This is a genomic window from Streptomyces swartbergensis, from assembly GCF_002148965.1.
GTDB classification, from domain to species: Bacteria; Actinomycetota; Actinomycetes; order Streptomycetales; family Streptomycetaceae; genus Streptomyces; species Streptomyces swartbergensis.
The window spans coordinates 13,363-34,343 of the sequence record NZ_NGFN01000043.1 but is presented as its reverse complement, the minus strand read 5'-3'; the positions used below and the strand labels follow the sequence as shown (position 1 = coordinate 34,343).

The 20,981-nt window shown below is 70.1% G+C and carries 33 protein-coding genes; 30 read left to right on the top strand and 3 right to left on the bottom strand.

The window, feature by feature from the left end:
- Positions 1-47: 47 nt before the first annotated feature.
- The 5 genes from CA983_RS10245 (at position 48) to CA983_RS10225 (ending at position 5,863) form a co-directional block, all read left to right on the top strand.
- On the top strand, positions 48-1,787 hold the full coding sequence (locus CA983_RS10245) for an FAD-dependent oxidoreductase (RefSeq protein WP_086600565.1): 1,740 nt from the start codon (positions 48-50) through the stop codon (positions 1,785-1,787).
- A gap of 126 nt (positions 1,788-1,913) precedes the next feature.
- Complete coding sequence (locus tag CA983_RS10240) at positions 1,914-2,783, top strand: intradiol ring-cleavage dioxygenase (RefSeq protein WP_086600564.1); 870 nt, start codon at positions 1,914-1,916, stop codon at positions 2,781-2,783.
- On the top strand, positions 2,780-3,871 hold the full coding sequence (locus tag CA983_RS10235) for a maleylacetate reductase (RefSeq protein ID WP_086600563.1): 1,092 nt from the start codon (positions 2,780-2,782) through the stop codon (positions 3,869-3,871). Before CA983_RS10240 ends, CA983_RS10235 begins: the two co-directional genes overlap by 4 nt.
- Before the next feature lie 64 nt (positions 3,872-3,935).
- Complete coding sequence (locus tag CA983_RS10230) at positions 3,936-4,772, top strand: SDR family oxidoreductase (RefSeq protein ID WP_086600562.1); 837 nt, start codon at positions 3,936-3,938, stop codon at positions 4,770-4,772.
- Between the two features lie 176 nt (positions 4,773-4,948).
- Positions 4,949-5,863, top strand: coding sequence for a YceI family protein (locus tag CA983_RS10225; RefSeq protein ID WP_086600561.1), 915 nt, complete (start codon positions 4,949-4,951; stop codon positions 5,861-5,863).
- A gap of 149 nt (positions 5,864-6,012) precedes the next feature.
- Here CA983_RS10225 and CA983_RS10220 read toward each other — a convergent pair whose 3' ends face one another.
- The 3 genes from CA983_RS10220 to CA983_RS10210 all read right to left on the bottom strand — a co-directional run bounded on the left by CA983_RS10220 (position 6,013) and on the right by CA983_RS10210 (position 8,343).
- Complete coding sequence (locus CA983_RS10220; RefSeq protein WP_086600560.1) at positions 6,013-7,287, bottom strand: tyrosine-type recombinase/integrase; 1,275 nt, start codon at positions 7,285-7,287, stop codon at positions 6,013-6,015.
- A 16-nt stretch (positions 7,288-7,303) separates the two neighbouring features.
- Complete coding sequence (locus CA983_RS10215; protein ID WP_086600559.1) at positions 7,304-7,747, bottom strand: hypothetical protein; 444 nt, start codon at positions 7,745-7,747, stop codon at positions 7,304-7,306.
- A gap of 158 nt (positions 7,748-7,905) precedes the next feature.
- A complete protein-coding gene (locus CA983_RS10210) occupies positions 7,906-8,343 on the bottom strand; it encodes a hypothetical protein (RefSeq protein WP_086600558.1) in 438 nt (145 codons plus the stop codon).
- Between the two features lie 289 nt (positions 8,344-8,632).
- Here CA983_RS10210 and CA983_RS46190 point away from each other — a divergent pair, with 289 nt between their 5' ends.
- The 25 genes from CA983_RS46190 (at position 8,633) to CA983_RS10090 (ending at position 20,965) form a co-directional block, all read left to right on the top strand.
- Positions 8,633-8,869, top strand: coding sequence for a hypothetical protein (locus CA983_RS46190; RefSeq protein ID WP_158101852.1), 237 nt, complete (start codon positions 8,633-8,635; stop codon positions 8,867-8,869).
- Between the two features lie 4 nt (positions 8,870-8,873).
- Positions 8,874-9,176, top strand: a complete 303-nt coding sequence (locus CA983_RS10200; RefSeq protein ID WP_086600556.1) for a helix-turn-helix domain-containing protein — start codon at positions 8,874-8,876, stop codon at positions 9,174-9,176.
- Between the two features lie 82 nt (positions 9,177-9,258).
- A complete protein-coding gene (locus tag CA983_RS10195; protein ID WP_086600555.1) occupies positions 9,259-9,696 on the top strand; it encodes a hypothetical protein in 438 nt (145 codons plus the stop codon).
- Entirely contained in the window at positions 9,693-9,962 is a 270-nt protein-coding gene (locus CA983_RS10190; RefSeq protein ID WP_086600554.1) for a hypothetical protein, read from the top strand. The genes CA983_RS10195 and CA983_RS10190 overlap by 4 nt, the downstream gene beginning before the upstream one ends.
- A complete protein-coding gene (locus CA983_RS10185; RefSeq protein WP_086600553.1) occupies positions 9,959-10,651 on the top strand; it encodes a hypothetical protein in 693 nt (230 codons plus the stop codon). Before CA983_RS10190 ends, CA983_RS10185 begins: the two co-directional genes overlap by 4 nt.
- Entirely contained in the window at positions 10,648-11,058 is a 411-nt protein-coding gene (locus CA983_RS10180) for a hypothetical protein (protein ID WP_143645473.1), read from the top strand. The genes CA983_RS10185 and CA983_RS10180 overlap by 4 nt, the downstream gene beginning before the upstream one ends.
- A complete protein-coding gene (locus tag CA983_RS10175; protein WP_086600551.1) occupies positions 11,055-11,576 on the top strand; it encodes a hypothetical protein in 522 nt (173 codons plus the stop codon). Before CA983_RS10180 ends, CA983_RS10175 begins: the two co-directional genes overlap by 4 nt.
- Positions 11,573-11,794 (top strand): hypothetical protein, encoded by a 222-nt coding sequence (locus CA983_RS10170; RefSeq protein ID WP_086600550.1) that lies wholly within the window; start codon positions 11,573-11,575, stop codon positions 11,792-11,794. Before CA983_RS10175 ends, CA983_RS10170 begins: the two co-directional genes overlap by 4 nt.
- A gap of 1 nt (position 11,795) precedes the next feature.
- A complete protein-coding gene (locus CA983_RS10165) occupies positions 11,796-12,308 on the top strand; it encodes a hypothetical protein (protein WP_086600549.1) in 513 nt (170 codons plus the stop codon).
- Positions 12,305-12,760, top strand: a complete 456-nt coding sequence (locus CA983_RS10160; protein WP_086600548.1) for a hypothetical protein — start codon at positions 12,305-12,307, stop codon at positions 12,758-12,760. The genes CA983_RS10165 and CA983_RS10160 overlap by 4 nt, the downstream gene beginning before the upstream one ends.
- Positions 12,761-13,164: 404 nt before the next feature.
- Positions 13,165-13,302: a hypothetical protein gene (locus tag CA983_RS46185; RefSeq protein WP_158101851.1), complete on the top strand. Its 138-nt coding sequence runs from the start codon at positions 13,165-13,167 to the stop codon at positions 13,300-13,302.
- A 112-nt stretch (positions 13,303-13,414) separates the two neighbouring features.
- On the top strand, positions 13,415-13,957 hold the full coding sequence (locus CA983_RS10155; protein WP_086600547.1) for a hypothetical protein: 543 nt from the start codon (positions 13,415-13,417) through the stop codon (positions 13,955-13,957).
- Positions 13,958-14,089: 132 nt separating this feature from the next.
- The gene (locus CA983_RS10150) at positions 14,090-14,761 is read left to right on the top strand and encodes a 3'-5' exonuclease family protein (protein ID WP_086600546.1); all 672 of its coding nucleotides are present in this window, start codon (positions 14,090-14,092) and stop codon (positions 14,759-14,761) included.
- Positions 14,758-15,624, top strand: a complete 867-nt coding sequence (locus tag CA983_RS10145) for a PD-(D/E)XK nuclease-like domain-containing protein (RefSeq protein WP_086600545.1) — start codon at positions 14,758-14,760, stop codon at positions 15,622-15,624. The genes CA983_RS10150 and CA983_RS10145 overlap by 4 nt, the downstream gene beginning before the upstream one ends.
- Positions 15,621-16,124: an AP2 domain-containing protein gene (locus CA983_RS10140; RefSeq protein ID WP_086600544.1), complete on the top strand. Its 504-nt coding sequence runs from the start codon at positions 15,621-15,623 to the stop codon at positions 16,122-16,124. Before CA983_RS10145 ends, CA983_RS10140 begins: the two co-directional genes overlap by 4 nt.
- Positions 16,121-16,918, top strand: coding sequence for a hypothetical protein (locus tag CA983_RS10135; protein ID WP_086600543.1), 798 nt, complete (start codon positions 16,121-16,123; stop codon positions 16,916-16,918). The genes CA983_RS10140 and CA983_RS10135 overlap by 4 nt, the downstream gene beginning before the upstream one ends.
- A gap of 74 nt (positions 16,919-16,992) precedes the next feature.
- On the top strand, positions 16,993-17,655 hold the full coding sequence (locus CA983_RS10130; protein ID WP_086600542.1) for a hypothetical protein: 663 nt from the start codon (positions 16,993-16,995) through the stop codon (positions 17,653-17,655).
- A 63-nt stretch (positions 17,656-17,718) separates the two neighbouring features.
- A complete protein-coding gene (locus tag CA983_RS10125) occupies positions 17,719-17,994 on the top strand; it encodes a hypothetical protein (protein WP_086600541.1) in 276 nt (91 codons plus the stop codon).
- Complete coding sequence (locus CA983_RS10120; RefSeq protein ID WP_086600540.1) at positions 17,991-18,320, top strand: hypothetical protein; 330 nt, start codon at positions 17,991-17,993, stop codon at positions 18,318-18,320. Before CA983_RS10125 ends, CA983_RS10120 begins: the two co-directional genes overlap by 4 nt.
- Positions 18,317-18,712: an ASCH domain-containing protein gene (locus CA983_RS10115; RefSeq protein WP_086600539.1), complete on the top strand. Its 396-nt coding sequence runs from the start codon at positions 18,317-18,319 to the stop codon at positions 18,710-18,712. The genes CA983_RS10120 and CA983_RS10115 overlap by 4 nt, the downstream gene beginning before the upstream one ends.
- Positions 18,706-19,110, top strand: coding sequence for a hypothetical protein (locus CA983_RS10110; RefSeq protein ID WP_086600538.1), 405 nt, complete (start codon positions 18,706-18,708; stop codon positions 19,108-19,110). The genes CA983_RS10115 and CA983_RS10110 overlap by 7 nt, the downstream gene beginning before the upstream one ends.
- Positions 19,107-19,445: a hypothetical protein gene (locus tag CA983_RS10105; protein ID WP_086600537.1), complete on the top strand. Its 339-nt coding sequence runs from the start codon at positions 19,107-19,109 to the stop codon at positions 19,443-19,445. The genes CA983_RS10110 and CA983_RS10105 overlap by 4 nt, the downstream gene beginning before the upstream one ends.
- A gap of 97 nt (positions 19,446-19,542) precedes the next feature.
- Entirely contained in the window at positions 19,543-19,875 is a 333-nt protein-coding gene (locus CA983_RS10100; RefSeq protein WP_086600536.1) for a hypothetical protein, read from the top strand.
- Entirely contained in the window at positions 19,872-20,726 is an 855-nt protein-coding gene (locus tag CA983_RS10095; protein WP_086600535.1) for a hypothetical protein, read from the top strand. The genes CA983_RS10100 and CA983_RS10095 overlap by 4 nt, the downstream gene beginning before the upstream one ends.
- Positions 20,723-20,965, top strand: a complete 243-nt coding sequence (locus CA983_RS10090) for a WhiB family transcriptional regulator (protein ID WP_086600534.1) — start codon at positions 20,723-20,725, stop codon at positions 20,963-20,965. Before CA983_RS10095 ends, CA983_RS10090 begins: the two co-directional genes overlap by 4 nt.
- The last annotated feature ends 16 nt before the right edge of the window (positions 20,966-20,981 follow it).

Below are 20,981 nucleotides of genomic sequence, written 5' to 3'. Positions count from 1 at the left end.
GACGCGATGTCCGCCTCCGTATCCCCTCCCCCCGGTAGGAGCGCCCCGTGTCCACCGTCGTCGAGACCGACGTCCTGATCGTGGGCAGCGGCCCCGCCGGTGCCTCGGCCGCGCTCGCCCTGAGCACCTACGGCGTGCCCAACCTCGTGGTGACCCGCTACGCGAGCCTCGCCGACACGCCCCGCGCGCACATCACCAACCAGCGCACCATGGAAGTACTGCGCGACCTCGGCGTGGAACAGGAGGTCGTCGCACAGGCCACCCCGCAGCACCTGATGGGCAACACGACGTTCTGCACCAGCCTGGCGGGCGAGGAACTGGGCCGGGTGCGCTCCTGGGGCAACGATCCGCTCGTGCAGGCGGAACACGAACTCGCCAGCCCCACCCGCATGTGCGACATGCCGCAGCACCTCATGGAGCCGGTCCTCGTGAACGCGGCCGTCGCCCGCGGCACCCGGTTGCGCTTCGAGACCGAGTACCTCTCCCACACCCAGGACGCCGACGGCGTCACGGCCACCGTCCGCGACCGGCTGCGCGGGGACACGTACGAGATCCGCGCCAAGTACCTGATCGGCGCCGACGGCGGGCGGTCCAAGGTCGCCGCGGACGCCGGGCTGCCGATGGGCGGCCAGATGGGCGTGGCCGGCAGCATCAACATCGTCTTCGAGGCGGACCTCACCCGGTACACCGCCCACCGCCCGTCCACGCTCTACTGGGTCCTCGCGCCCGGCGCCACGGTCGGCGGCATCGGCGCGGGCCTGGTGCGCTGCGTCCGCCCCTGGACCGAGTGGCTGATCGTGTGGGGCTACGACGTCACCGCGGGCGCCCCGGACCTGACTACCGAGTACGCCGAATCCGTCGTGCGCAAGCTCGTCGGCGACGACGACATCCCCGTGACCATCAAGTCGTCCTCCGCGTGGACCGTCAACGAGATGTACGCGGAGAGCTACGCGAACGGCCGCGTCTTCTGCGCCGGCGACGCCGTGCACCGGCATCCCCCGTCCAACGGCCTCGGCTCCAACACCTCCATCCAGGACGCCTACAACCTGGCCTGGAAGCTCAGACTCGTCCTCGACGGCACCGCGCACCCCAGGCTGCTCGACAGCTACACCGCCGAACGCGCGCCCGTCGGCCGGCAGGTCGTCACCCGCGCCAACCAGTCCATCCGCGAGACCGCCCCGGTTTTCGAGGCCCTCGGCGGGCTCTCCCCGCAGACCCCCGAACAGCTGTGGGCCAACATCGCCGCGCGCAAGGACAGCACCCAGGCCGCCGGGAAACAACGCGCCGAGCTGCGCGAGGCGATCGCCTTCAAGGCGTACGAGTTCAACGCGCACGGAGTCGACCTCAACCAGCGCTACGCCTCCGGCGCGATCGTCCCGGACGGCACGCCCGACCCGGGCTTCGCCCGCGACCCCGAGCTGCACCACCAGCCGTCCTCCCGCCCCGGCGCCCGGCTCCCGCACGCCTGGATCACCTCCGGCTCCCGCACGCTCTCCACCCTCGACACGGTCGGCCGGGGCCGCTTCACCCTGCTCACCGGCATCGGGGGAGAGGCCTGGGTGCGGGCCGCCTCGGCTCAGGACGTCCCGGTCGCCACCGTGGTGATCGGCCCCGGGCAGGCGTACGAGGACCCGTACGGCGACTGGGCGCGCCTGAGCGAGATCTCCGACGCGGGTGCCTTGCTCGTGCGCCCCGACGGTTTCGTCGCCTTCCGGCACGCGTCCGCCGCACCGGACGCCGGCGTACTGCTCACGGACGCGTTGCGGACCGTCCTCGGACACGCCTGAGCGAGCAATCACGGAAGTACCTGAGCGAGCAATCACGGAAGCACCTGAGCGAGCAATCACGGAAGCACCTGAGCGAGCAATCATGGAAGCAGCGGAAGCAGCGGACACCGACGACGAGGAGCCGGGATGACCACCGACGCGACCGGGACCGGCGTCACCGAGCAGGCCCTCGCCAGCCTCCGGGGGACCGCCGACCCGCGGCTGCGCGAGCTGCTCACCGGCCTCGTCCGCCATCTGCACGACTTCGCGCGCGAGACCCGGCTGACCCAGGAGGAGTGGGAGCGGGCGATCGCCTTTCTCACGGCGACCGGGCAGGCCTGCACCGACACCCGGCAGGAGTTCATCCTGCTGTCGGACGTGCTCGGGCTGTCCATGCTCGTGGAGACCGTCAACGGCCACCGCGCGCCCGGAGCCACCGAGTCGACCGTGCTCGGCCCGTTCCACATGACGGAGTCGCCGGTCCGCGCGCTCGGCGACGACATCGACATGGTGGGCGGCGGCGAGCCGTGCGTGGTCAGCGGCCGGGTGCTGTCCGAGGACGGCACACCCCTTCCGGGCGCCGTCGTCGACGTCTGGCAGGCCGACGACCAGGGCTACTACGACGTCCAGCAGCCCGGCGTGCAGCCCGCGGGCAACGGACGCGGACTGTTCACCGCCGATACCGAGGGCCGATTCTGGTTCCGCACCTGCGTCCCGGCGCCGTACCCGATCCCCACCGACGGCCCGGTCGGCGGGCTGCTGCGCGCGACCGGGCGGCACCCCTACCGCCCCGCGCACATCCACTTCATCGCCACGGCCGAGGGACACACGCCCGTCACCACGCACATCTTCGTGGCCGGCGGCGACTACCTCGACTCCGACGCGGTGTTCGCCGTGAAGGAGAGCCTGGTCCAGGACTTCGCGGAGAGCGACGACCCGTCCCTGGCGCGTGAGTTCGGCGTGGCGAACCCGTTCCGGCACGCCCGCTTCGACCTCGTCCTGGAGCGTGCCGCATGACGTTCCAGAGCGAGTTCTCGTACGAGACCCGGCCCGTGCGGGTCGTGTTCCGGCCCGGCGCGGCCGTCACCGCGACCCCGGGCGAGGCCGCGCGTCTGGGCCTGCGGCGGCTGCTCGTGGTGTGCGGCAGCAGGGGCGAGGCCGTCGCCCGGGCGGTCGCGGACGCGCTCGGTGACACTTGCGTGGGAGTGCACGCCGAGGCCCGGATGCACGTACCCGTCGAGGACGCCGACCGGGCCGTCGCGGCGGTACGGGCGGCCGGGGCGGACGGCTGCGTAGCGGTCGGCGGCGGCTCCGCGATCGGACTCGGCAAGGCGATCGCCCTGCGCACCGGACTGCCGCTGATCGCCGTGCCGTCGACCTACTCGGGTTCCGAGATGACCCCCGTGTGGGGCCTGACCGAGCACGGCGTCAAGCGCACCGGCCGCGACCCGGTCGTCCAGCCGCGCAGCGTCGTCTACGACCCCACACTCACCCTCACCCTGCCCGTACCGCTGACGGTGACCAGCGGCGTCAACGCGCTCGCGCACGCCGTCGAGGCGCTGTACGCCCCGGACACCTCGCCGCTGCTCTCGGTCATGGCCGAGGAGGGCGTGCGCGCCATGGCCGAGGCACTGCCGCGACTGGCCACCGACCCGGAGGACCTGGACGCGCGCGGCCGGGCGCTGTACGCGGCATGGCTGTGCGGCACGTGCCTCGGCTCGACCACGATGGGGCTCCACCACAAGGTGTGCCACGTCCTGGGCGGCACGTTCGGACTGCCGCACGCCGAGACGCACACCGTCGTCCTGCCGTACGTCCTCGCCCACAACGCCCCCGCCGCCCCGCACGCGCTGGCCGTACTGCGACGGGCCCTCGGCGCCGACGACGCGCCCCGTGCCCTGTGGGAGCTGGCCGGGCGCCTCGGTGCACCGCGGTCCCTCGCCGAACTCGGCCTGGCGGAAGGCGACGTGACACCGGCGGCGGACCGGATCGCGGGCGAGCCGTACGCCAACCCGCGCCCGGTGACGGCGGACGAGGTCCGGGCGGTGCTGCGGGCGGCGTACGAGGGCGGCCCGCCGGAGCGGGCCGAGGAATCCACCCTGTAGCGGATGCACAGGGGGCGCGGACTTGCGGACAGAAAGTGACCGCAAGGCTTCCTACGGTCGTCCCATGACACAGACGCAGAAGATCCTTGTCACGGGCGCCACCGGAACCGTCGGCCGCCAGGTCGTCGCCGAACTGCTCGCCCGGGGCCACGAGGTCCGCGCCCTGACCCGGGACGCCGCGAAGGCCGCTTTCCCGGCCGGTGTGGAGGTGGTCGAGGGCGACCTGACGCAACCCGACGGCCTGGCCCCGGCGTTGGACGGGGTCACCGGCCTCCACCTGATCACCTTCGGCGGGGCCGCCTTCACCCCGCTGGAGACCGGCCCGCGCATCCTGGAGCTGGCCCGCTCGGCCGGCGTCCGCCGGGTCACCGTGCTGCACGGCGGCGGACCCACCCCGCTGGAGGACGCGGTGCGTGCCGACGGCGGTGTGGAGTGGGCCGTGCTGATGCCGGTCGAGTTCATGGCCAACGCCCTGGAGTGGGCGGACGGGATCGTGGCCTCGGGTGAGGTGCGGGAGCCGTTCGTCTCCCGGTTGAGTGCCATGGTTCACGAAGGCGACATCGGCGCCGTCGCCGCGGTCGCGCTCACGGAGGAGGGCCACGCAGGCCAGGAGTACGTGATCACTGGCCCGGAACTGCTCACCGTCGGCGACAAGGTGGCGACGATCGCCGCCGCCGTCGGCCGGGAGATCACCCTGGTCGAGCTGACCGAGGAGCAGGCCGTCGAGCAGTGGCGGGCTGCAGGCCTCACGGAGGACGTCGTCGGCTTCCTGCTGGAGGCGTACGGCAACACCCCCGAAGTGGGCCGTACGGTCGCGAGCACCGTCGAGAAGGTCACCGGCCGCCCGGCCCGCACCTTCGCCCAGTGGGCGGCGGAACACGCGGACGCGTTCAAGGCGTAGGCGCCGAGCGGCCGTCTCCGACCGTTCCGGGACGGGTGTCTCGTAATGAGACACCCGTTCCGGATGCCGGTCCCGCAAGATCGACAAGGGGGTGTGACCGCAGCATGGTGCGGCCGTCGGCGTGCGCTGAAACCGCCGCTCGTACGGCCGTGCCACCCCGAAGAAAGGTGAACCACATGGCCCTCGCACTGCTCCGGCGCCGGCGACTCAGGGGAGCCTCCGCCCGAGCGGCGGGCCTCGCCCTCCCCCTTCCCCCCGGCGCGGGTGCCGTGGCCCGCGAGGTCGTCGACCCGATGGGCTCGCCCCTGGCGGCCGCGGACGTCACCGTCACCGCGCTGGACACCCACCGGGTGGCGGCCCGCGGGACGACCGACCCGTACGGCTACTTCCTCGCGGCGCTGCCGCCCGGCCGGTACAGCCTGCTGATCGCGGCGGAGGGCCTTCAGCCGCACCGCGAGACCATCGACATCGCGGTGGGCACGTCCACGCCCACCGAGCGGGTCTGGCTGCGTCCGGCCGAGTCCCTGCAGTTGCCGACGCCCGGAACGTGGCTCTTCGACCCGCCGCACACCGCGATCCGGTTCATCGCCAAGCACGTCGGCATGGCCCATGTCCACGGCCGTTTCGAACGCTTCGAGGGAGGCATCCGGATCGCCCAGGACATGACCGACTCCCGGGTGCACGTCCGCATCGACGCCTCCAGCATCAACACCGGCAACACCACCCGCGACAACCACCTGCGGTCCGCCGACTTCCTGGACGTCGAACGCTTCCCGTACATCGACTTCACGAGCGCCCGCTTCGCCTACCGGGGCGGTAGCAAGTGGACGCTGCTGGGCTCCCTCACGATGCACGGCGTCAGCCGCTCCGTCTCGCTGGACACCACCTACCTCGGCACGGTGAACGGCGGCTACGGTCAGGAACTGCGCTGCGCGGCCCTGGCGACGGCGGAGCTGCACCGCGAGGACTTCACGCTCAACTGGCGTTCGATGCTGGCCCGGGGCATCGCGGTGGTCGGTCCGACGGTGCAACTGGAGCTGGACGTCCAGGCGATGTACCGGACCCACGACACCCCGACCCCGCCGGAATAGGTCTCTGAGCTGTGCCTTTACCGAACAGCATGAGGGGGCCGCCGCTATCGGCGGCCCCCTCATCGTCGTTGTCAGGCCGGACGCCGGGAGCTCACCGGCTTCACGGATCTAGTGATACAGCTTCCCTGGGGAGGATTTGGGGAGATCTTTTAGGAATCGACTTCGGTCTCGAACCAGGCGTCCATCGCGGCTCTGCCGCGGCCATCAGCCTCCGGCATCATGTGCGCGTAGATCCGCAGGGTGATCGACGGATCCGCGTGGCCCAGCCACTGGGAGACTGCCACGATCGGCTCCCGCGCGTCCAGCATCACCGACGCGAACGTATGCCTCAGCACATGGAAGCCATGCTCCCGTGACGGCACGAACTTCGCCAACTGCCGGCCCTTCGCAGTGGGGTGCGCATCCGGATGCGCTGGGATGACACCCGCATGCACGAGGGCCGACTTCCAGTACCGCTCATTCCACGAATCCCGACGCACCGGACCACCCAGCGGAGCCGTCACGACAAGCTCATGCGTCTGCAGCGCTCGCTCCTCCGCCTGCCTGGCGTTCGCCGGAGGATCCGGGTTCCCCCACGGCAGCGTCACCTTCCCTGCGGGGAACTCCTCAAGATGCGCAGCGAGACGCTCGGCCAGGTGTCGGGGGAGCGGGACGCTCCGCGTCTTCTCTCCCTTGGGCAGCGCGTACACGAGCCTGTTGTGGACCTTCTTCAGCTGGCGCCGCACATGCAGCACGCCGGCGTCGGCGTCGATGTCCTCTACCGACAGACCGATCGCTTCACCTTGGCGCAGGCCAGCCCCCACCCCAAGGTCAACAAGGATCCGGAACCTCGGCTCCATCTCCGCCTGCACCGCGAGGATTCGGTCCTTCGTCCAGGCTCGGGCCTTCCTTGGGGGCGGGGGCGGCGGGCCGATGCTCTTCGCCTTACATGGATTCTTTGTGATCCGCTCGTCTTCGACTGCCGCCTGAAGGATGGTCGACAGGTAGCCCCACACGATGCCGATCGTTCCCGGCCCCAGTTCTCCGCTCAGTTCCTTCAGCCAGACACGCAGCTGTGGAACCTTGATGGCGTTGAGGCTCATATGCCCGAGTCGGCCGATGATGTGCTTGCGGATGGACTGCTCTTGACCTTCGAGCGTCCCTGGGTCGCCTTCGCGGGTCGCCCAGTACTCCTCGAAGTAGTCCGCGAGGAGGATGTTGCCGTCGCGCGGGTCGATGAACTCACCTTTGGACGACTCGTTCTGCGCCTTGGCCAGCCACGCCTTGGCGCCCTGCGGCCCCGTCAGACCGGCGAACGAGCGGGAGCGCACGCCAGGGATGCCGGTGACCTTGTACCGCTTCCCCTGGCCGTGGCGCTCCGTCGGGACGTTGCGCTTGCCGTCAGGGCCCTTCTTGTACCAGCGGTCCTCGATGTATCCCGGCATCGCTGCCCCCGTTCGTTCAGACCTTGCTCATCGACCCCGGCGACACGTCGTGGATCTCGCCACCGTACAGCTGGAACCAGCGCCCTCCGGAGAGGTGCTGCGCGGTGAGCTTATTCATGACGGCGGCGAAGCGGGTCACGTCGATGTCTGGGTCGACGAACGCCTTGAGATCTCCTTTGCGTTCCTCGAAGACCACCCCTTGGTGCTCCTTCTTCTCCAGGATGAACTCGATCCGGAGGGGGTGCCTGGGGCTGTTGGAGGACACGATCTCGTCGTCCCACAACTGGAACCAGCGTGCGGACCGCACCATGCGGTCGATCTCTATGTTGAAGTCGCGGACGACGTCTCGCAGGGGTGCGTCTTCGTCGAAGCGGATCGCTACTCTTCCTCGGTCTTCGTCGACGTGGACCGGCCTGCCGGGAGGCAGGTCGTTGACGGCCTCATAGGTGACGTGAAGCATGAGCCCTCCCCGGGGACAACGATGCACTCTGAGCCAGAACGGCCGGAAGTGCACGGTTGGTGAAGGGTACGTCTACGGGGAGTGCTCAACAAGCGGTTGCAGAAATATCTACTTGTGGACAATCTCGATCGATCCATCGAAGCAGCTTGACCGCCGCGTTACTCGCCGGCCTCGCGCCGGGCCCGCTCCTCGGCCTCGATCATGTAGCGCCAGCGGCGGAGGTCCTCGGGGGTCTTGCCGGCGAGGTGGCCGACGATGATGCGCACTTCGGCGTCATAGCCGGCGAGTTCGGTGGCCTCGTACTGCAGCCACTGTTCCGCTGCGGCCTCCCGGACGCGGTTGACCGGTTTGCCGAGCGCGTTGGCGATGGCGGCGAGCTGCTTGGCAGAGGGAGGGTTCGCTGGCGGGTTCTTCACGATTCGCTGCAGATACGCCTTCGAGACGGATTCCCCCGCGTTGGCCTTGTTGGCCCTGTCGGCGATGCGTTGGTAGGAGTCACCCTTGTCGAGCGCGTCCTGGATGAGTTGGGAGAGCGCGCCGATGGGTGCCGACTGCTCGGCCGCGCCTTGGTCAGGGGCGGGGGCCGCTGCCGTCATGTCATCTTCCTCTCGCGTCACTATGCACCGACTGTCTCTGTAGGGGTTGCAGGGCGCCGGAAAAATAGCAGGTCACCCCGTACAACCTTCCCGCCTTGGAGACGAAGCGTCTACAGAAGCATGGTATCCGGCCACAAGCTTTGCCAATACCGGTCGGTCACCTCGTCCAGATTGGTAGACGATTCGTCTCTGCTGTGCTTCACTCGTCTCATCAAGGCCGCTCCGCTCCACGGGGGAACCATTGAGCCGTAGATACACGCTGAAGAGCGCCCACATATTCCAGTGGGTCATGAAAAACCCAGGTCGGGGCGCCCCTTACGGGTACGACAGCCTGGCCGAGGCCAGCGGCTGCGGGTCCGGCCTCATCGAAAAGCTCGCCACTGGTCGACAGAAGACCGCCGACGTCAATGACGCGCACTCCCTCGTGGAGGCCCTCGGCGTCGCCCTGCTGGTCCTCTTCGCGCCCAATGCGTCTCCAGAAATGGACGAGGCGTCTCCCGACGAACCCCCCACCAAGAAGGAGTAAACCCGTGCACAACAGGAAGGGCCCCCGCCCCAGCCCCCCGAAGGGCTGCCTGTGGATCGAAGAAGCCGCCGCCCACCTGGGTCTCGAAGTCACGACCCTCCGCAAGTGGCGCCTCACCGGCAAAGACGTGGCCCAGAAGATGCCCGGCTTCAAGGTCGGCCGATACGTCGCCTACAAGGTGGACGACCTCGACGCCTACCTGAACCGCCAGTACCAGGCCGCCCTCACCCCCGCCGCTTCCCGCGTCTACGAGTCCCGCCCGCCGGAGCCGCGCCTGTCGCGCAAGCCGGCCCGCGCCGCCGCCTGAGCGGCAAAGAGGCCGCCCCGCGCCTACGGGACGACCTCGCAGTCCCCATCCAGAGCACGCAACGAAAGGGACCGCCGTGTCCATGATCTCACCTCAGCCCGAGACCAAGAAGGCCTCGCTCGACACCGAGCTGCGGAACGCCGCGGCGAAGCTGCGCAAGCACGTGAAGCACGCGACGGACAGCCCGTGGGTCACCAGCTCCGTCTGGTCGCCGCGCGCCACCTCCACCAGCGCCGTCTATTCCCACGCCCACCCGACGGGCACGGTCGACTCCGAGGTCGTGGCCTCGGGTCGCATCAAGTCCGGGTACGGCGGGATCCGCGAGCCGTGGAACGCCGAGTACATCGCCCTCATGCAGCCGGCCGTCGGCGCCGCGCTCGCCGACCTGCTGGAGGTCGAGGCCACCGTCGTGGCGTCCCGGATCGCCGAGGACGGCACCGACGAGTACGCCGCCGACTTCGGCACCGACCACCTCCTCCAGATCGCCCGCCTCATCAACGGCGAGGAGGCGGCCCGATGAACGACCTGACCCCGTTCGACGAGATCACCGCGAAGCTCCCGCAGTTGTCGCCCTTCCAGGCCGTGTGGAACGAGGCCGAGGAGCTGCTCCGCACGACGCACCCGGAGGGCTATGAGGTCGAGGAGATCGGCCGGATCGCCTTCGACTGCCTGCCCGAGGACGAGCGCCCGGCCGCGCTGGACGCCCTCTTCTACTGCTGGTGGACCGCGCTCCATGCCGACCGCGAGCGCCGCGCCGCCTACGAGGCGATGGAGGGCCAGCGATGACCGACTACCCCGAGATGCCGTTCTGGGTTGAGCAGCGTGCCAAGTTCCTCGCGGAGAAGAGCGCGAGTGCCGACCCGTCCGCGTGCGGCACCTGCCGCAGCAACGCCGAGGATGGCAACCCGGTCAAGCATGACGAGTGCCAGCAGCGCGCCACCCTGCTGCACGCCCCGGACCACCCGCATTACGAGCTGCTCGCCGGCTTCTCGCTGGAGGAGAACGCGAAGCTCCCGGCCCGCTTCCACGTCCCAGTCTTCGACGACTGCGGAGTGCCGAACTCGTGGCTGTGCGCAGTCTGCTGGGAGGACGGCGTCGTCACCGGCTGGCCCTGCGCCACGGCGACGAAGTACGGCACGAAGGTCTTCACGCCGCTGGGCGAGGCGGAGACGGCGCAGGAGAAGCAAGCCGTCGAACTGGCCTCCTACCGCGCCCTCGAACTCGGACACCCCGACGGCCGCGTTTCCGCGTCGTGCGGAAATCCCGAGCACCCCACCTGGCTCCGCGCTCCCAGCGATAGCCGCGCCTGCCCCTGGTGCGAGATCGAGCGCCTCAAGGCTGATGCCGGTCTCTGCTCCGACTGCGGGCATGTCGAGCGGGCGCACTCCGAGGACGGCGAGACGGACTGCACCGCGTCGGGAGCTCGCGTGCGGAAGTGCACGTGCTCGTTCTTCATCCCGGGCGGTGGGTCGTGACGAGCACGATGGAGTGGATCCGCCGCACCTACGACGTGCCCGCCCGGCACGGCATGCGGATCGAGTACGACGGCAAGCCCGCCACCATCAGCGGCGCGGGCGGTGGGTACCTCCGCTTCCGCATCGACGGCGAGAAGCGCCGCACCGTCGGCCACCCCTGCTACCGCATCGTCTACCCGGCCGTCCCTGAGCCTGTCCGGCCGCGCGGCTGGTGCAAGCACTGCATGCAGGACCGGGCCATGACCGCCGACGGAGTGATGGGCCGCCACCACTGGAGCGGCCGCAACTACTCGGCCTACGGCAGCAAGCGCTGGTCCGAGCCCTGCCCCGGCTCCGGCAAACCGCCGTGGAAGCCCGTCCGCAACCTGACCCACCCTGGCGAGCAGCGGACGGAGGCGTCCCGATGACCGACTCAACCACATCCCCCGCCGCCGTGCCCGCGCTGCCGGTGCCGGTCGGCGACCAGCCCCAGCCGCTCGACGACCAGCGGCTCGCGGAGATCGCGGCGCGGGTCGAGGCGCTCAACAGCTTCGGCCTGCCGGGCGGCACTTGGACGGCCAGCCCGCGCGACGACAAGAGCGTGACGCCGCCCGAGATGGCGCACGTCGTCGAGGACGTCCTCCGCACCAGCAGCGCCGTCTTCCGCTCGTCGGTTGCCGTCTTCGGCGAAGAGGACCACGCCGAGTTCGTCGCCCACACCCCGGCCGACATGGCAGCCCTGTTGGCAGAGGTCCAGCGCCTCAAGGCGGAACTGGCCGAGCAGACCCGCTACGCCGCCCGGCTGGAGTCCGAGATCTGCCAGTGCCAGCCCGAGCTGGAGACCGGCGAGTACGTGCACGAAACCGACTGCCCGGTCGTCGAGGTCCAGATGCAGAGCTTCGGCCTCCCCGCCCCCACCACCAACCGCGCCGAGGAGACCTCGTGAGCGACAACCCGACCCGCGTCCTCAACGCGCTCCTCGCGCTGAGCGACAACCCCGACGACATCCGGCTCGACGAGCAGGACGGGCGCACGTTCATCGTCCTCGGCAGCATCTCCATCGTCGTCTCCACGTCCAGCCAGGCCGCGATCGACAAGCTCGCCACCGTCGCCGCGCAAGCCGCCGCCGACAGCCGGGCCCGCCGACTGCGAGAGGTGGCGTGACATGGCGACCGTCACCGAGGCGCTGCCCGCGCGTCCCCGCAAAGCTTCCGCGGGCCGCCGCCGCAGGCACCAGCAACAACTGCCCTGGCGCCTCCACCAGATCGCACCCGACGCCGTCACCATCCTCGTCACACCGATCTGGATGGACGGCACTGGCCGCAGCGTCCGCCACTACCTCGCCCGCGCCTTCGACACCAACGGCCAGATCATCAAGTTCCAGGCCGGCGGGTCCCGGCGCATCGCATCCCTCCTGCAGGGCGCCTACCCGCAGGCCGACTGGAACCGCGCGCAGACGTGGCACGCCGACACGAACACGCTCACCGTGCGTCGGCCCATGTCCAACGCCGACATACGGGCCGGAATCCAGCAGCTGGAGGCGCGCGCAGTCGTCCTCGCCGCCGCGGTGGCCTTCGAGCGGGAGCGCCACCAAGAGCTCACCACCGCCCGCGACTTCGCCGCCACGGCAGCCGCCGGATACATCGACCGCAACTTCCTCAACCGGGGGACCCAGTGACCAGCATCCACACCCTGCCCCACGCCCCGTACATCGAGGCCGTGGAAGACGCCCTGACCGAGGCGAAGATGCTGCCCGAGCAGACGGACGCATTCGTCGAGGACTCCTACGACGTGCCCTACCTGCGCGGCGTCATCACCCTCACCCCGGAAACGTCCGACATCCCCGACGACCGGTACCGGCACGGCCTGATCCTCATCTGGGACTGGCACACCGGCCGCGACAAGTACTACGACCGCGGCCCCGTCTGGCAGTGGGCCCGCCTCAACGAGGACGGCTCCAACCGGGACCCGGAGCCGCTGCCCGTGCCCGGCTGGGTGGCGCCCGCCATGCTCACCGCCGCCGTCGCCACCCTCGCTCACACCGGCGCCCCGACGCCGATGAGGAGCCTGTGGCACGACCACCTGCGGGCCCCGATCGAGGCCGCCATCGCGGAGTGGGCGGCGTCGTGACCGTCGTGGCGGCGTTCATCCTCGTCGCCCCGATCTTCCTGCTCCTCTTCGGCGAACTCATCTCCGCCCGCATACGAGCCCGCAAGGAGGGCCAGTGAGCACCGCCATCACCATCGGAACGATCGGCAAGCACACGTCGGCCTACGCCCAACTCCGCGACCAAGCGCGGTTCGCCGAGGCCGACAACCAGCGACTCGTCGCCGCCGTAGAAGACCGCGAAACCCAGCTGCACACGGCGCTCATCCGAGGCTGCCAAGACGCCATGCTCATCGCCCAACTCCGGGCGGAGCGGGCGGCGCTACTGAAGGCGAACGAGGAACTGCGGGGCAAAACGATCCGCGCCAAGGCGGAGCAGGAGCGGCTCCGCAGGGCCGTCGTCAACGCCCGGCCCCCGCATCAGCGAGGTGCCGACCGACCTGGTCCGGCCGTACTCGCCGATCGTCTGCCTGCCCTACGTGTCCCCGGTGCCGTGGCGCGACACCAGCAACGACGACACACAGCAGCTGCCGATCCTCGACCAGCCCGACCACCCGGCCACCTGACCCGCCGCCCGCCGGATGACGACCGGCCGGCCCGGGGCGGCGCACAAGAAGAACCCCCGGACGCTCGAACCGCCCGGGGACTCCACCACCAAGGATCCCACAGGAGAACCTCATGATCGGTGAGACCACCGAGTACCGCATGGTCATCCACGGCGAGCAGCAGCACACCGTCCCCGACGCCATCCAGGCCGCGCCCGGACTGGTCGTGTTCCGGATGCCCAACGACCAGTCCCTGAACTGCGCGGCCCGCTGGCGCATCGGCCACCACGAAGGGCTCGCCATCGCCGAAGCGATGCGCCGCGAGGACGCCTTCAAGGGCGTCGAAATCCTCGTGCAGACCGGCATCGACTGGACGCAGGACACAGAAGCCATCCAGGCCGCCGTCAACGCCGACGCCGTCAGCGACCTGACCGCCAAGCTCAGCTGGGCCTGGTGCGAGTCCCCCGGCAGCTCCTACATGCCCGGCAACGTCACCCACAACGGCACCTACACCGACGCCGACATCGAGCAGGCCGCCGACGAGTACAAGGCCGACCGCCTCAACTCCTTCGAGATCTTGAACGCGATGACGCAAACCGTGCCGTGGATGGGCCTGGACACCGAGGACTTCAACGAGGCACACGACCGCATCGTCCGCGCGGCCGGCGCCGAGTAAGCCGCCACCACAACCCCATACCTGCCGCCTGCGCGCCCCCCTCGCGCTGCGGCATCCGTAGGGCCCGCTCCGCCGGAGCACCCCCCGCCCAGCGGAGCGGGCCCTACCCCAGCACACCCAAGTGAGGGTCACATGACCACCGAAAGCACCACGAAACGGACGACGCCACTGGCGTTCGTCGACTGCGAGACCACCCACCTCGACGCCGAGATCGGCGAGGTGTGGGAAGTCGCCGTCATCCTGCGCGAGCAGGACGGCGACGAGACCACCGACACCGAATACGTCTGGCAGTTCTCCGTCACCCTGGCGGGCGCCGACCCCGAAGCCCTGCGCATCGGCCGCTTCCACGAGCGCCGCCAACTGCCCACAGGCGAGGACTCGGCCGCCTTCACCGGCCAGATCCCGGCCGTCCTGATGAGCAGCGCTGAGGCCGTCAAGGCCATCGTCAACGTCCTGTCCGGCGCTGTGATGATCGGCTCGAATCCCGGCTTCGACGACCGGCACCTGCGCAAGCTCCTCGGCCCCGGCGCCGCGCAGTGGCACTACCGGCCGGTCGATATTGCGACCCTCGCGGCCGGATTCCGGCTCGGCCTGGCCGCATCCGGCGTCTACGGTGGCGACTTCCTCTTCCCCGGCGACTACCCGCAGTTGCCGTTCAAGTCCTACGAGCTGTCGCGTGCGGTCGGTGTCGAGCCGCCCGCCGAGGAGGCCGCGCACACTGCGCTCGGCGACGCCCGCTGGGCTCGCGACGTCTACGACGCGATCGCCGACTCGACGCCGATGCGCCTGGACGGCATCGCATGACCGCCGCAGTCGAGGTCGAGGCGCCGCAGATCGTCGACGGCCTGCCCGCCGAGGACTACCACGCGGACCGCACCTCGATCTCCTCCACCGGGCTCCGGGCCCTCCTCAACCCCGGCTGCCCTGCGCAGTTCAAGTACGACCGTGACAACCCTCAGCCGCCGAAGCGGGAGTTCGACCTCGGGCACGCCGCCCACAAGCTCGTGCTCGGGGAGGGCGAGGAGATCGTCGTCACTGAGTGGGACGACTGGCGCACCAAGGCCGCCCGCGAGGAGCGCGACGCCATCCGCGCCGCCGGCGCCGTACCGCTCCTCTTCCACGAGGGCGAGCAGGTGCAGGCGATGGCAGACGCCATCAGCAAGCACCGTCTGGCCGGTCCGCTGTTCAAGCCGGGCAACGGGATCGCCGAACGGTCGATCTACTGGACGCACCCCGGCACTGGCGTGCGGCTCCGTGTCCGCCCCGACTGGTTGGTCATCCGCCCCGACGTGACCTTCGTCGTCGACCTGAAGACCGCGGCCGACGCCAGCCCAGGCGGCTTCAGCAAGTCGATCGAGAGCTACAGCTACCACCAGCAAGGGGCGCTCTACATCGATGGCGTAGAGGCTGCCGGACTGGCCCCCGAAGGGGCGCGCTTCCTCTTCGTCGTCCAGTCGAAGAAGGCTCCCTACCTGGTGACCGTCGGCGAGCTGAAGGACCAGGACCAGGACATCGGCCGCGGGCGCAACGAGGAAGCGCTGCGCCGCTACGCCGAGTGCGTTGCCAACGACGACTGGCCCGACTGGACCGGCCACGTCGACACCATCCCCCAGATTGGAATGCCGGCTTGGGCGACCCTCCGTCAGGCCGAGGAGTATCTGTCGTGAGCAGCGAGAACGTGAAGCGGATACCGCTCACCAAGGGCTTCTACGCGCTGGTCGACGCCGAAGACTACGAGGCGATCGTGGCGAGTGGCCCGTGGCAGGCGAAAGTGCACGGCAGAACCGCGTATGCGAAGCGAGGAGTGCGCCTTTCTGACGGACGCCGCGCGACGCAGTACATGCACTCGCTGATCACCGGCCTGCCGATGGTGGATCACGTCAACGGGGATGGCCTCGACAACCGCAAGACGAATCTGCGGCCGTGCACCAAAACGCAGAACGCCGCAAACCACCGCATGAAGCGAACCAGCAACTCCGGCTTCAAGGGCGTCACCTGGTACCCCCGCAGCGAACGCTGGCACGCACGGCTCAGGGCGGGCCGGAAGACCAAGTCCCTTGGCTACTACGCCACTCGCGAAGAGGCCGCCCGCGCCTACGACATCGCCGCCATCAGCCACTTCGGCGAATTTGCCCACACCAACTTCCCAAGGGAGAACTACGCATGACCTCCAACGAGATCGCCCAGCGCGACGAGCAGCAGGCCGTCGCCACCACCGACCAGCAGACCAACACCCTCCCCGCCCCGGCTCCGACCGCGGGCACGACCGCCCTCATGCAGTGGGCGCAGGAAGCCGACCTCGCCTACCAGATGGCGCAGAAGCTCGCCGCCACCTCGTTCGTCCCTCAGTCACTGCGTGGCAAGCCCGGTGACATCACCGCGGCGATCCTCGCCGGCTCCGAGCTCGGGCTGAAGCCGATGGCGACGCTCAAGAGCATCGACGTCATCCAGGGCACCCCGGCCCTGCGGGCGCACGCCATGCGAGGCATCGTGCAGAAGCAGGGCCACGAGGTCGAACTCGTCGAGTCCACCCCCGAACGCTGCGTCATGCGTGGCCGCCGCAAGGGCACCGACAACTGGCAGACCGTCGAGTGGACGACCGCCCGCGCCAGCCAGCTCGGCCTCCTCAACAAGCCGGAGTGGAAGAAGCAACCGCAGACGATGCTCGTCGCCCGTGCAACGGGCGAACTGTGCCGGCTGATCGCCTCCGACGCCCTGCACGGCATGCCCTACGTCTCCGAGGAGCTCGAAGGCACCACCTACGCCGAGGTCGTCCCGCAGAAGGCGCCGCTGTCCGTCGCCGCCCTCACCGCCCCGGCTCCCACGCAGGCACCTGCGCCGGCCGCCGACGCCGCGTACAGCGTCGAACTGGGCGACAACGACCAGCCCACACCCGGCGCCTGGGACCAGGACGCCATCGACGACTCCACCGACTGGACGCCCGAACCCGACCAGCCGTAACCACCCCATCCGCGCGGGCCGACCCGCCCGCCCAAATCAGGCGGGTCGGCCCTCCCAAGAGGAGACCACACCACATGACGATCAACCACCGCGCCGAAGCGCTGCGACTGCTGACCGTGGCCCACGAGGACAAGAACACCACCTTCGAGGGCCACAACCCCGAAGCCGACCGGACCATCGCCGAGGCGCAGGTCCACGCCACCCTCGCCCGCGACGAGGACCAGGCCACCCGAACCGCCGACCTGAGCGAAGCGCTCTACTCCCTGCGCCGCCGCTTCAACGACGCCCGCGCCCTCGTCGCCCGGCACATCGCCGAGGGACTTGCCAGCCGAGAGAAGGACCGCTGGAAGGCGGCCATCGACCTCACCAAGGCGCTCGACGAAGCCCACTGCAACCTGGACGACCTCGTCGACGACCGACTCACCGCCGACGGCTGGGACCCGCGCTCCGCCTACAAGACCCCCGCCGGTCTCGCCCCGGCCGGATGGGCGGGCGCAACCCCCGAACGCGACCCGTGGACCAAGGCACCCGACATCACCGCCCAGGTTCCCGAACCGGTCCGCCGGGTCCTTGCCGAATACCTGGCCGCCGCACTCCTCAGTAAGGGGGACGCCCAGGGCGTGGGCCAGACGATCACCTTCGCCCTGAAGCACGTAGGCGCCGACTTGACCGGCGACATCGAGAAGCGCATCACCGAACTCACCCTCGGCGCCGACCCGTCCGACCCGCCCTTCTAGCCCGCACACGCGAACGGCCGCCCCGCGGGTATCGGGGCGGCCCTCACCCCAAGGGAATCACACATGACCGACGAGACCTCCGAGTTCCGCTCCACCTCCGTCGCAGAGTGGGCCGACGCCCTCGAGACGAGCAAGCTCCAGCCCGGGCCGACGTTCGGCTACCAGATGGTCGACGGCTCCTGGAACTGCGCCCTGCACCTCGCGATCAGCAGCGAGCTCACCAGCGACGCGCAGCGGCTCCTCGCCGCTGAACTCCAGCAGGCCATCAGCGACACCGTGAACCGCGTCCTCTACCTCACCCCCGTCAGCCTCAAGGTGCGCGAGGAGGCGGCGTCATGACCAAGCTCTCCACCTACCGCCCCGCAGTCCGCGACCTGATTAGCCTGCTGCGCTTCCGCTCCTCGTTCGGCCGCCCCTGCTACATCAAGCGCAACCAGCGGCACGCCGCCCTGATCGTGCCCGAGCTCCGCAACGGCCCCGACGGCCCCTACGCCCACCTCAAGACGTTCGACCGGGCCACCGTCCACGAAGCCGTCGTCCTCGGCGCCGTCCGTCTCGGCCCTGAACTCGTCGACGTGCCCGCCTTCAGCGGCAACCGCAACCACTGGGCGTTCGAACCCGCCCACAGGGGCCGCACCATCCAGCTCACGGAGGACGTCCGATGAAGGCCCTCACCATCCGCCAGCCATGGGCCGGGGCGATCGCCCATCAGACGAAGCGCGTGGAAAACCGATCGTGGAAGCTGCCCGCGAAGCATGAGGGCGCCCGCATCCTCATCCACGCCGGCGCCCAGCCCGACAAGCAGGCGCAGGTGTACGGCGAACACCTCGACGTGTACCGCGCGGTCGTGGCCGTCGCCACGATCACCGGCTGCCACTGGTCCGAGGACGGCCTCTGCTGTGGCCCATGGGGCTTCGACTTCGCCTACCACTGGACGCTCGCCGACGTGATCGCCCTCCCGGAACCGGTGCCCGCCAAGGGGGCGCTCGGCTTCTGGACGCCCGACGAGGAGATCGTCAACGCCGCACTCCGGCAGGAGACGGGGGTGGCGTGGTGACCACGCTCCCCGAGACGACGCTTCTGGTCTGGTACTGCCGACGCTGCGACAAGTCGTGCAAGGTCCAGCCGCCGGACCCCGAGCAGATCGGCTGCCGCTGCGAGAACCCCGTGCCCGGACTGCGCCCCACCCAGGTCACGATCATGCACGCTCCGAAACCGCGCCCCATGCACGCCCTCAGCGACGAGGAGGCGCGACTCCTGGCGCTGGCCCGGAAGGGCACCAAGGTCCGGGTCACGTTCGAAGGCGAGATCGCCGACGCCTGGCAGTGGTCCAACGGCATCTCGCGCGGCCTCGGCTTCGTCGTCAAGTCGCCCGATGGCCGCACCCACACCGTCAACGTCCAGCAGCCCGGCCTCCACATCGAAGCCATCACCGACGAGGAGTCCGCGTCATGACCGCCACTGTGCAGCCCGCCCTCGACGGCAGCGTCCCCGAGCCGGCGAAGACCCGGACGCAGCAGCGCATCGAGGACTACGAGACGTGGGTCGAGATCGTCCGCCCCACCTTCGTCGAGATAGCCCGGACCGGGCAGCCGTTCCTGTTCTGGAAGGTCGCCCGCGACCACGAGCTCCCTGACCCGCCCGATCGCGACCACGACTGGGGCAGGTTCGCGGCCAGCCTCCACAAGGACGGCGTGACCCGGGTCGACGGCTTCGGCCACACCCGCGACAAGTCCGCCGTCCGCCGCTGGCGCGGCACCGTCGCCGCCATGCAGGGGAGGGCCGCCTGATGGCCCTGTTCCTCGCCTGCTTCGGCTTCACGATCGGCACCGCTGCGGTCGTGTTCGCGCTCATCACCCGGCCCGCCCGGCGGACGGAGGGCGAGTCGTGACCCCCGAGCAGCTGTCCGCCGTCATCGACGCCTGGGTGTGGGTCGACCAGCAGGCCACCACCTACGGGCCCGGCCTCGCCGTCGCCGCGGGCGGCTGGATCGCCTGGAAGGCCGCCCGCCGCAGCATCGTCCACATCCAGTACCGGCGCCAGGTGGCCGCATGCCGCCGCCAACTCCGCGCCGAACGCCAGCAGATGGCACGCCTCCGCGACGCCATCAACAACGCGCCCCTCATCCCCACCCAGCCCGGCCACGACGACCAGCTCCTCACCGCCTGCTGGAACGCCTGGAACACCGACGAAACCGGCACCCGGAAGGAGAAGCCATGACCCGCCGCACCGGGGAAGCCCCACACCACAACAACCTGACCTGCTACACCGACTACGGCTGCCGCCTTCCCGACTGCGTTGAGCGAAGGCGCCAGTGGCAGCGCGACCTGCGGCGCCGACGCCGCGAAGGCCAGCCCGCCCTCATCGACGCCCAGCCCGTCCGGCAGCACCTCACCGCCCTCCAGGCCGCGGGCATCAGCGTCAACGCCGTCGCCCGCACCGCCGGACTCGACGAGTGGACCCTCCGCAACTTCCTGCCCTCCCCGTCAGGCAAGCGCCCCAGGAAGCACCGCGTCACCCCCGAAACCGCGCGGAAGATCCTGGCCGTCACCGCCGAGCAAGCAGCCGTCGGCTACACGGACGGCACCGGAACCAGGCGCCGCATCCAAGCCCTCGTCGCCAACGGATGGCCCATGCGCCGCCTCGCCGAACACATCGGCCTCAACCCGAGCTACGTCGGCGACCTGGTCCGGCGTACCGAAAGCGAGCACCCCATCCGCAGCGCCACCGCGGCGAAGGTCGCCGAGGCATACGAGCACCTGCGTGACGAGCGGCCGTCCCGACACGGCATCGAGGCACGGCAGATCCGGCGCATGCGGAAGCTGGCCGCCGAGAGGAAGTGGCCGACCGTCACCTACTGGGCCGACCGCATGGACGTCATCGACGACCCCGACTTCCAGCCCCTCTACGGCGTCACGAAGCGGGAGATCGTCGCCCAGGACGCGCACTGGGTCATGACCACCATCGGCCTCGACCGTGCCTCCGCCGCGGAACGCCTCGGCGTCAGCAAGGCGTACATCGACCACGCCTTCCGCGACCACCCCCAGTACGCCGTCGAGGCCGCCGCATGAGCGCCGGCCGCTACGCCTGGATGACCTCCGCCCTCTGCGCACAGGCCGACCCCGACACGTGGACCGAAGGCCTCGCCGGCGGCGGCAGCCAGACCGCGAAACGCATCTGCGCCGACTGCCCGGTGATCGCCGAATGCGACCAGCACCGCGCCGCCCTCGAAACCCACGACGGCGCCACCGTGCGCGGCGTGTGGGGCGGGCTCAGCCAGAACCAGCGGCGGCAGCAGACCGCGGCCTGAGGCGCACGACAAAGGG

Coding starts and splice junctions, on each gene's coding strand:
- CA983_RS10240 (WP_086600564.1), top strand. CDS start 1,914: ATGACCACCGACGCGACCGGGACCGGCGTCACCGAGCAGGCCCTCGCC.
- CA983_RS10235 (WP_086600563.1), top strand. CDS start 2,780: ATGACGTTCCAGAGCGAGTTCTCGTACGAGACCCGGCCCGTGCGGGTC.
- CA983_RS10230 (WP_086600562.1), top strand. CDS start 3,936: ATGACACAGACGCAGAAGATCCTTGTCACGGGCGCCACCGGAACCGTC.
- CA983_RS10225 (WP_086600561.1), top strand. CDS start 4,949: ATGGCCCTCGCACTGCTCCGGCGCCGGCGACTCAGGGGAGCCTCCGCC.
- CA983_RS10220 (WP_086600560.1), bottom strand. CDS start 7,287: ATGCCGGGATACATCGAGGACCGCTGGTACAAGAAGGGCCCTGACGGC.
- CA983_RS10215 (WP_086600559.1), bottom strand. CDS start 7,747: ATGCTTCACGTCACCTATGAGGCCGTCAACGACCTGCCTCCCGGCAGG.
- CA983_RS10210 (WP_086600558.1), bottom strand. CDS start 8,343: ATGACGGCAGCGGCCCCCGCCCCTGACCAAGGCGCGGCCGAGCAGTCG.
- CA983_RS46190 (WP_158101852.1), top strand. CDS start 8,633: ATGAAAAACCCAGGTCGGGGCGCCCCTTACGGGTACGACAGCCTGGCC.
- CA983_RS10195 (WP_086600555.1), top strand. CDS start 9,259: ATGATCTCACCTCAGCCCGAGACCAAGAAGGCCTCGCTCGACACCGAG.
- CA983_RS10190 (WP_086600554.1), top strand. CDS start 9,693: ATGAACGACCTGACCCCGTTCGACGAGATCACCGCGAAGCTCCCGCAG.
- CA983_RS10185 (WP_086600553.1), top strand. CDS start 9,959: ATGACCGACTACCCCGAGATGCCGTTCTGGGTTGAGCAGCGTGCCAAG.
- CA983_RS10175 (WP_086600551.1), top strand. CDS start 11,055: ATGACCGACTCAACCACATCCCCCGCCGCCGTGCCCGCGCTGCCGGTG.
- CA983_RS10165 (WP_086600549.1), top strand. CDS start 11,796: ATGGCGACCGTCACCGAGGCGCTGCCCGCGCGTCCCCGCAAAGCTTCC.
- CA983_RS10155 (WP_086600547.1), top strand. CDS start 13,415: ATGATCGGTGAGACCACCGAGTACCGCATGGTCATCCACGGCGAGCAG.
- CA983_RS10150 (WP_086600546.1), top strand. CDS start 14,090: ATGACCACCGAAAGCACCACGAAACGGACGACGCCACTGGCGTTCGTC.
- CA983_RS10145 (WP_086600545.1), top strand. CDS start 14,758: ATGACCGCCGCAGTCGAGGTCGAGGCGCCGCAGATCGTCGACGGCCTG.
- CA983_RS10135 (WP_086600543.1), top strand. CDS start 16,121: ATGACCTCCAACGAGATCGCCCAGCGCGACGAGCAGCAGGCCGTCGCC.
- CA983_RS10130 (WP_086600542.1), top strand. CDS start 16,993: ATGACGATCAACCACCGCGCCGAAGCGCTGCGACTGCTGACCGTGGCC.
- CA983_RS10125 (WP_086600541.1), top strand. CDS start 17,719: ATGACCGACGAGACCTCCGAGTTCCGCTCCACCTCCGTCGCAGAGTGG.
- CA983_RS10120 (WP_086600540.1), top strand. CDS start 17,991: ATGACCAAGCTCTCCACCTACCGCCCCGCAGTCCGCGACCTGATTAGC.
- CA983_RS10115 (WP_086600539.1), top strand. CDS start 18,317: ATGAAGGCCCTCACCATCCGCCAGCCATGGGCCGGGGCGATCGCCCAT.
- CA983_RS10105 (WP_086600537.1), top strand. CDS start 19,107: ATGACCGCCACTGTGCAGCCCGCCCTCGACGGCAGCGTCCCCGAGCCG.
- CA983_RS10095 (WP_086600535.1), top strand. CDS start 19,872: ATGACCCGCCGCACCGGGGAAGCCCCACACCACAACAACCTGACCTGC.
- CA983_RS10090 (WP_086600534.1), top strand. CDS start 20,723: ATGAGCGCCGGCCGCTACGCCTGGATGACCTCCGCCCTCTGCGCACAG.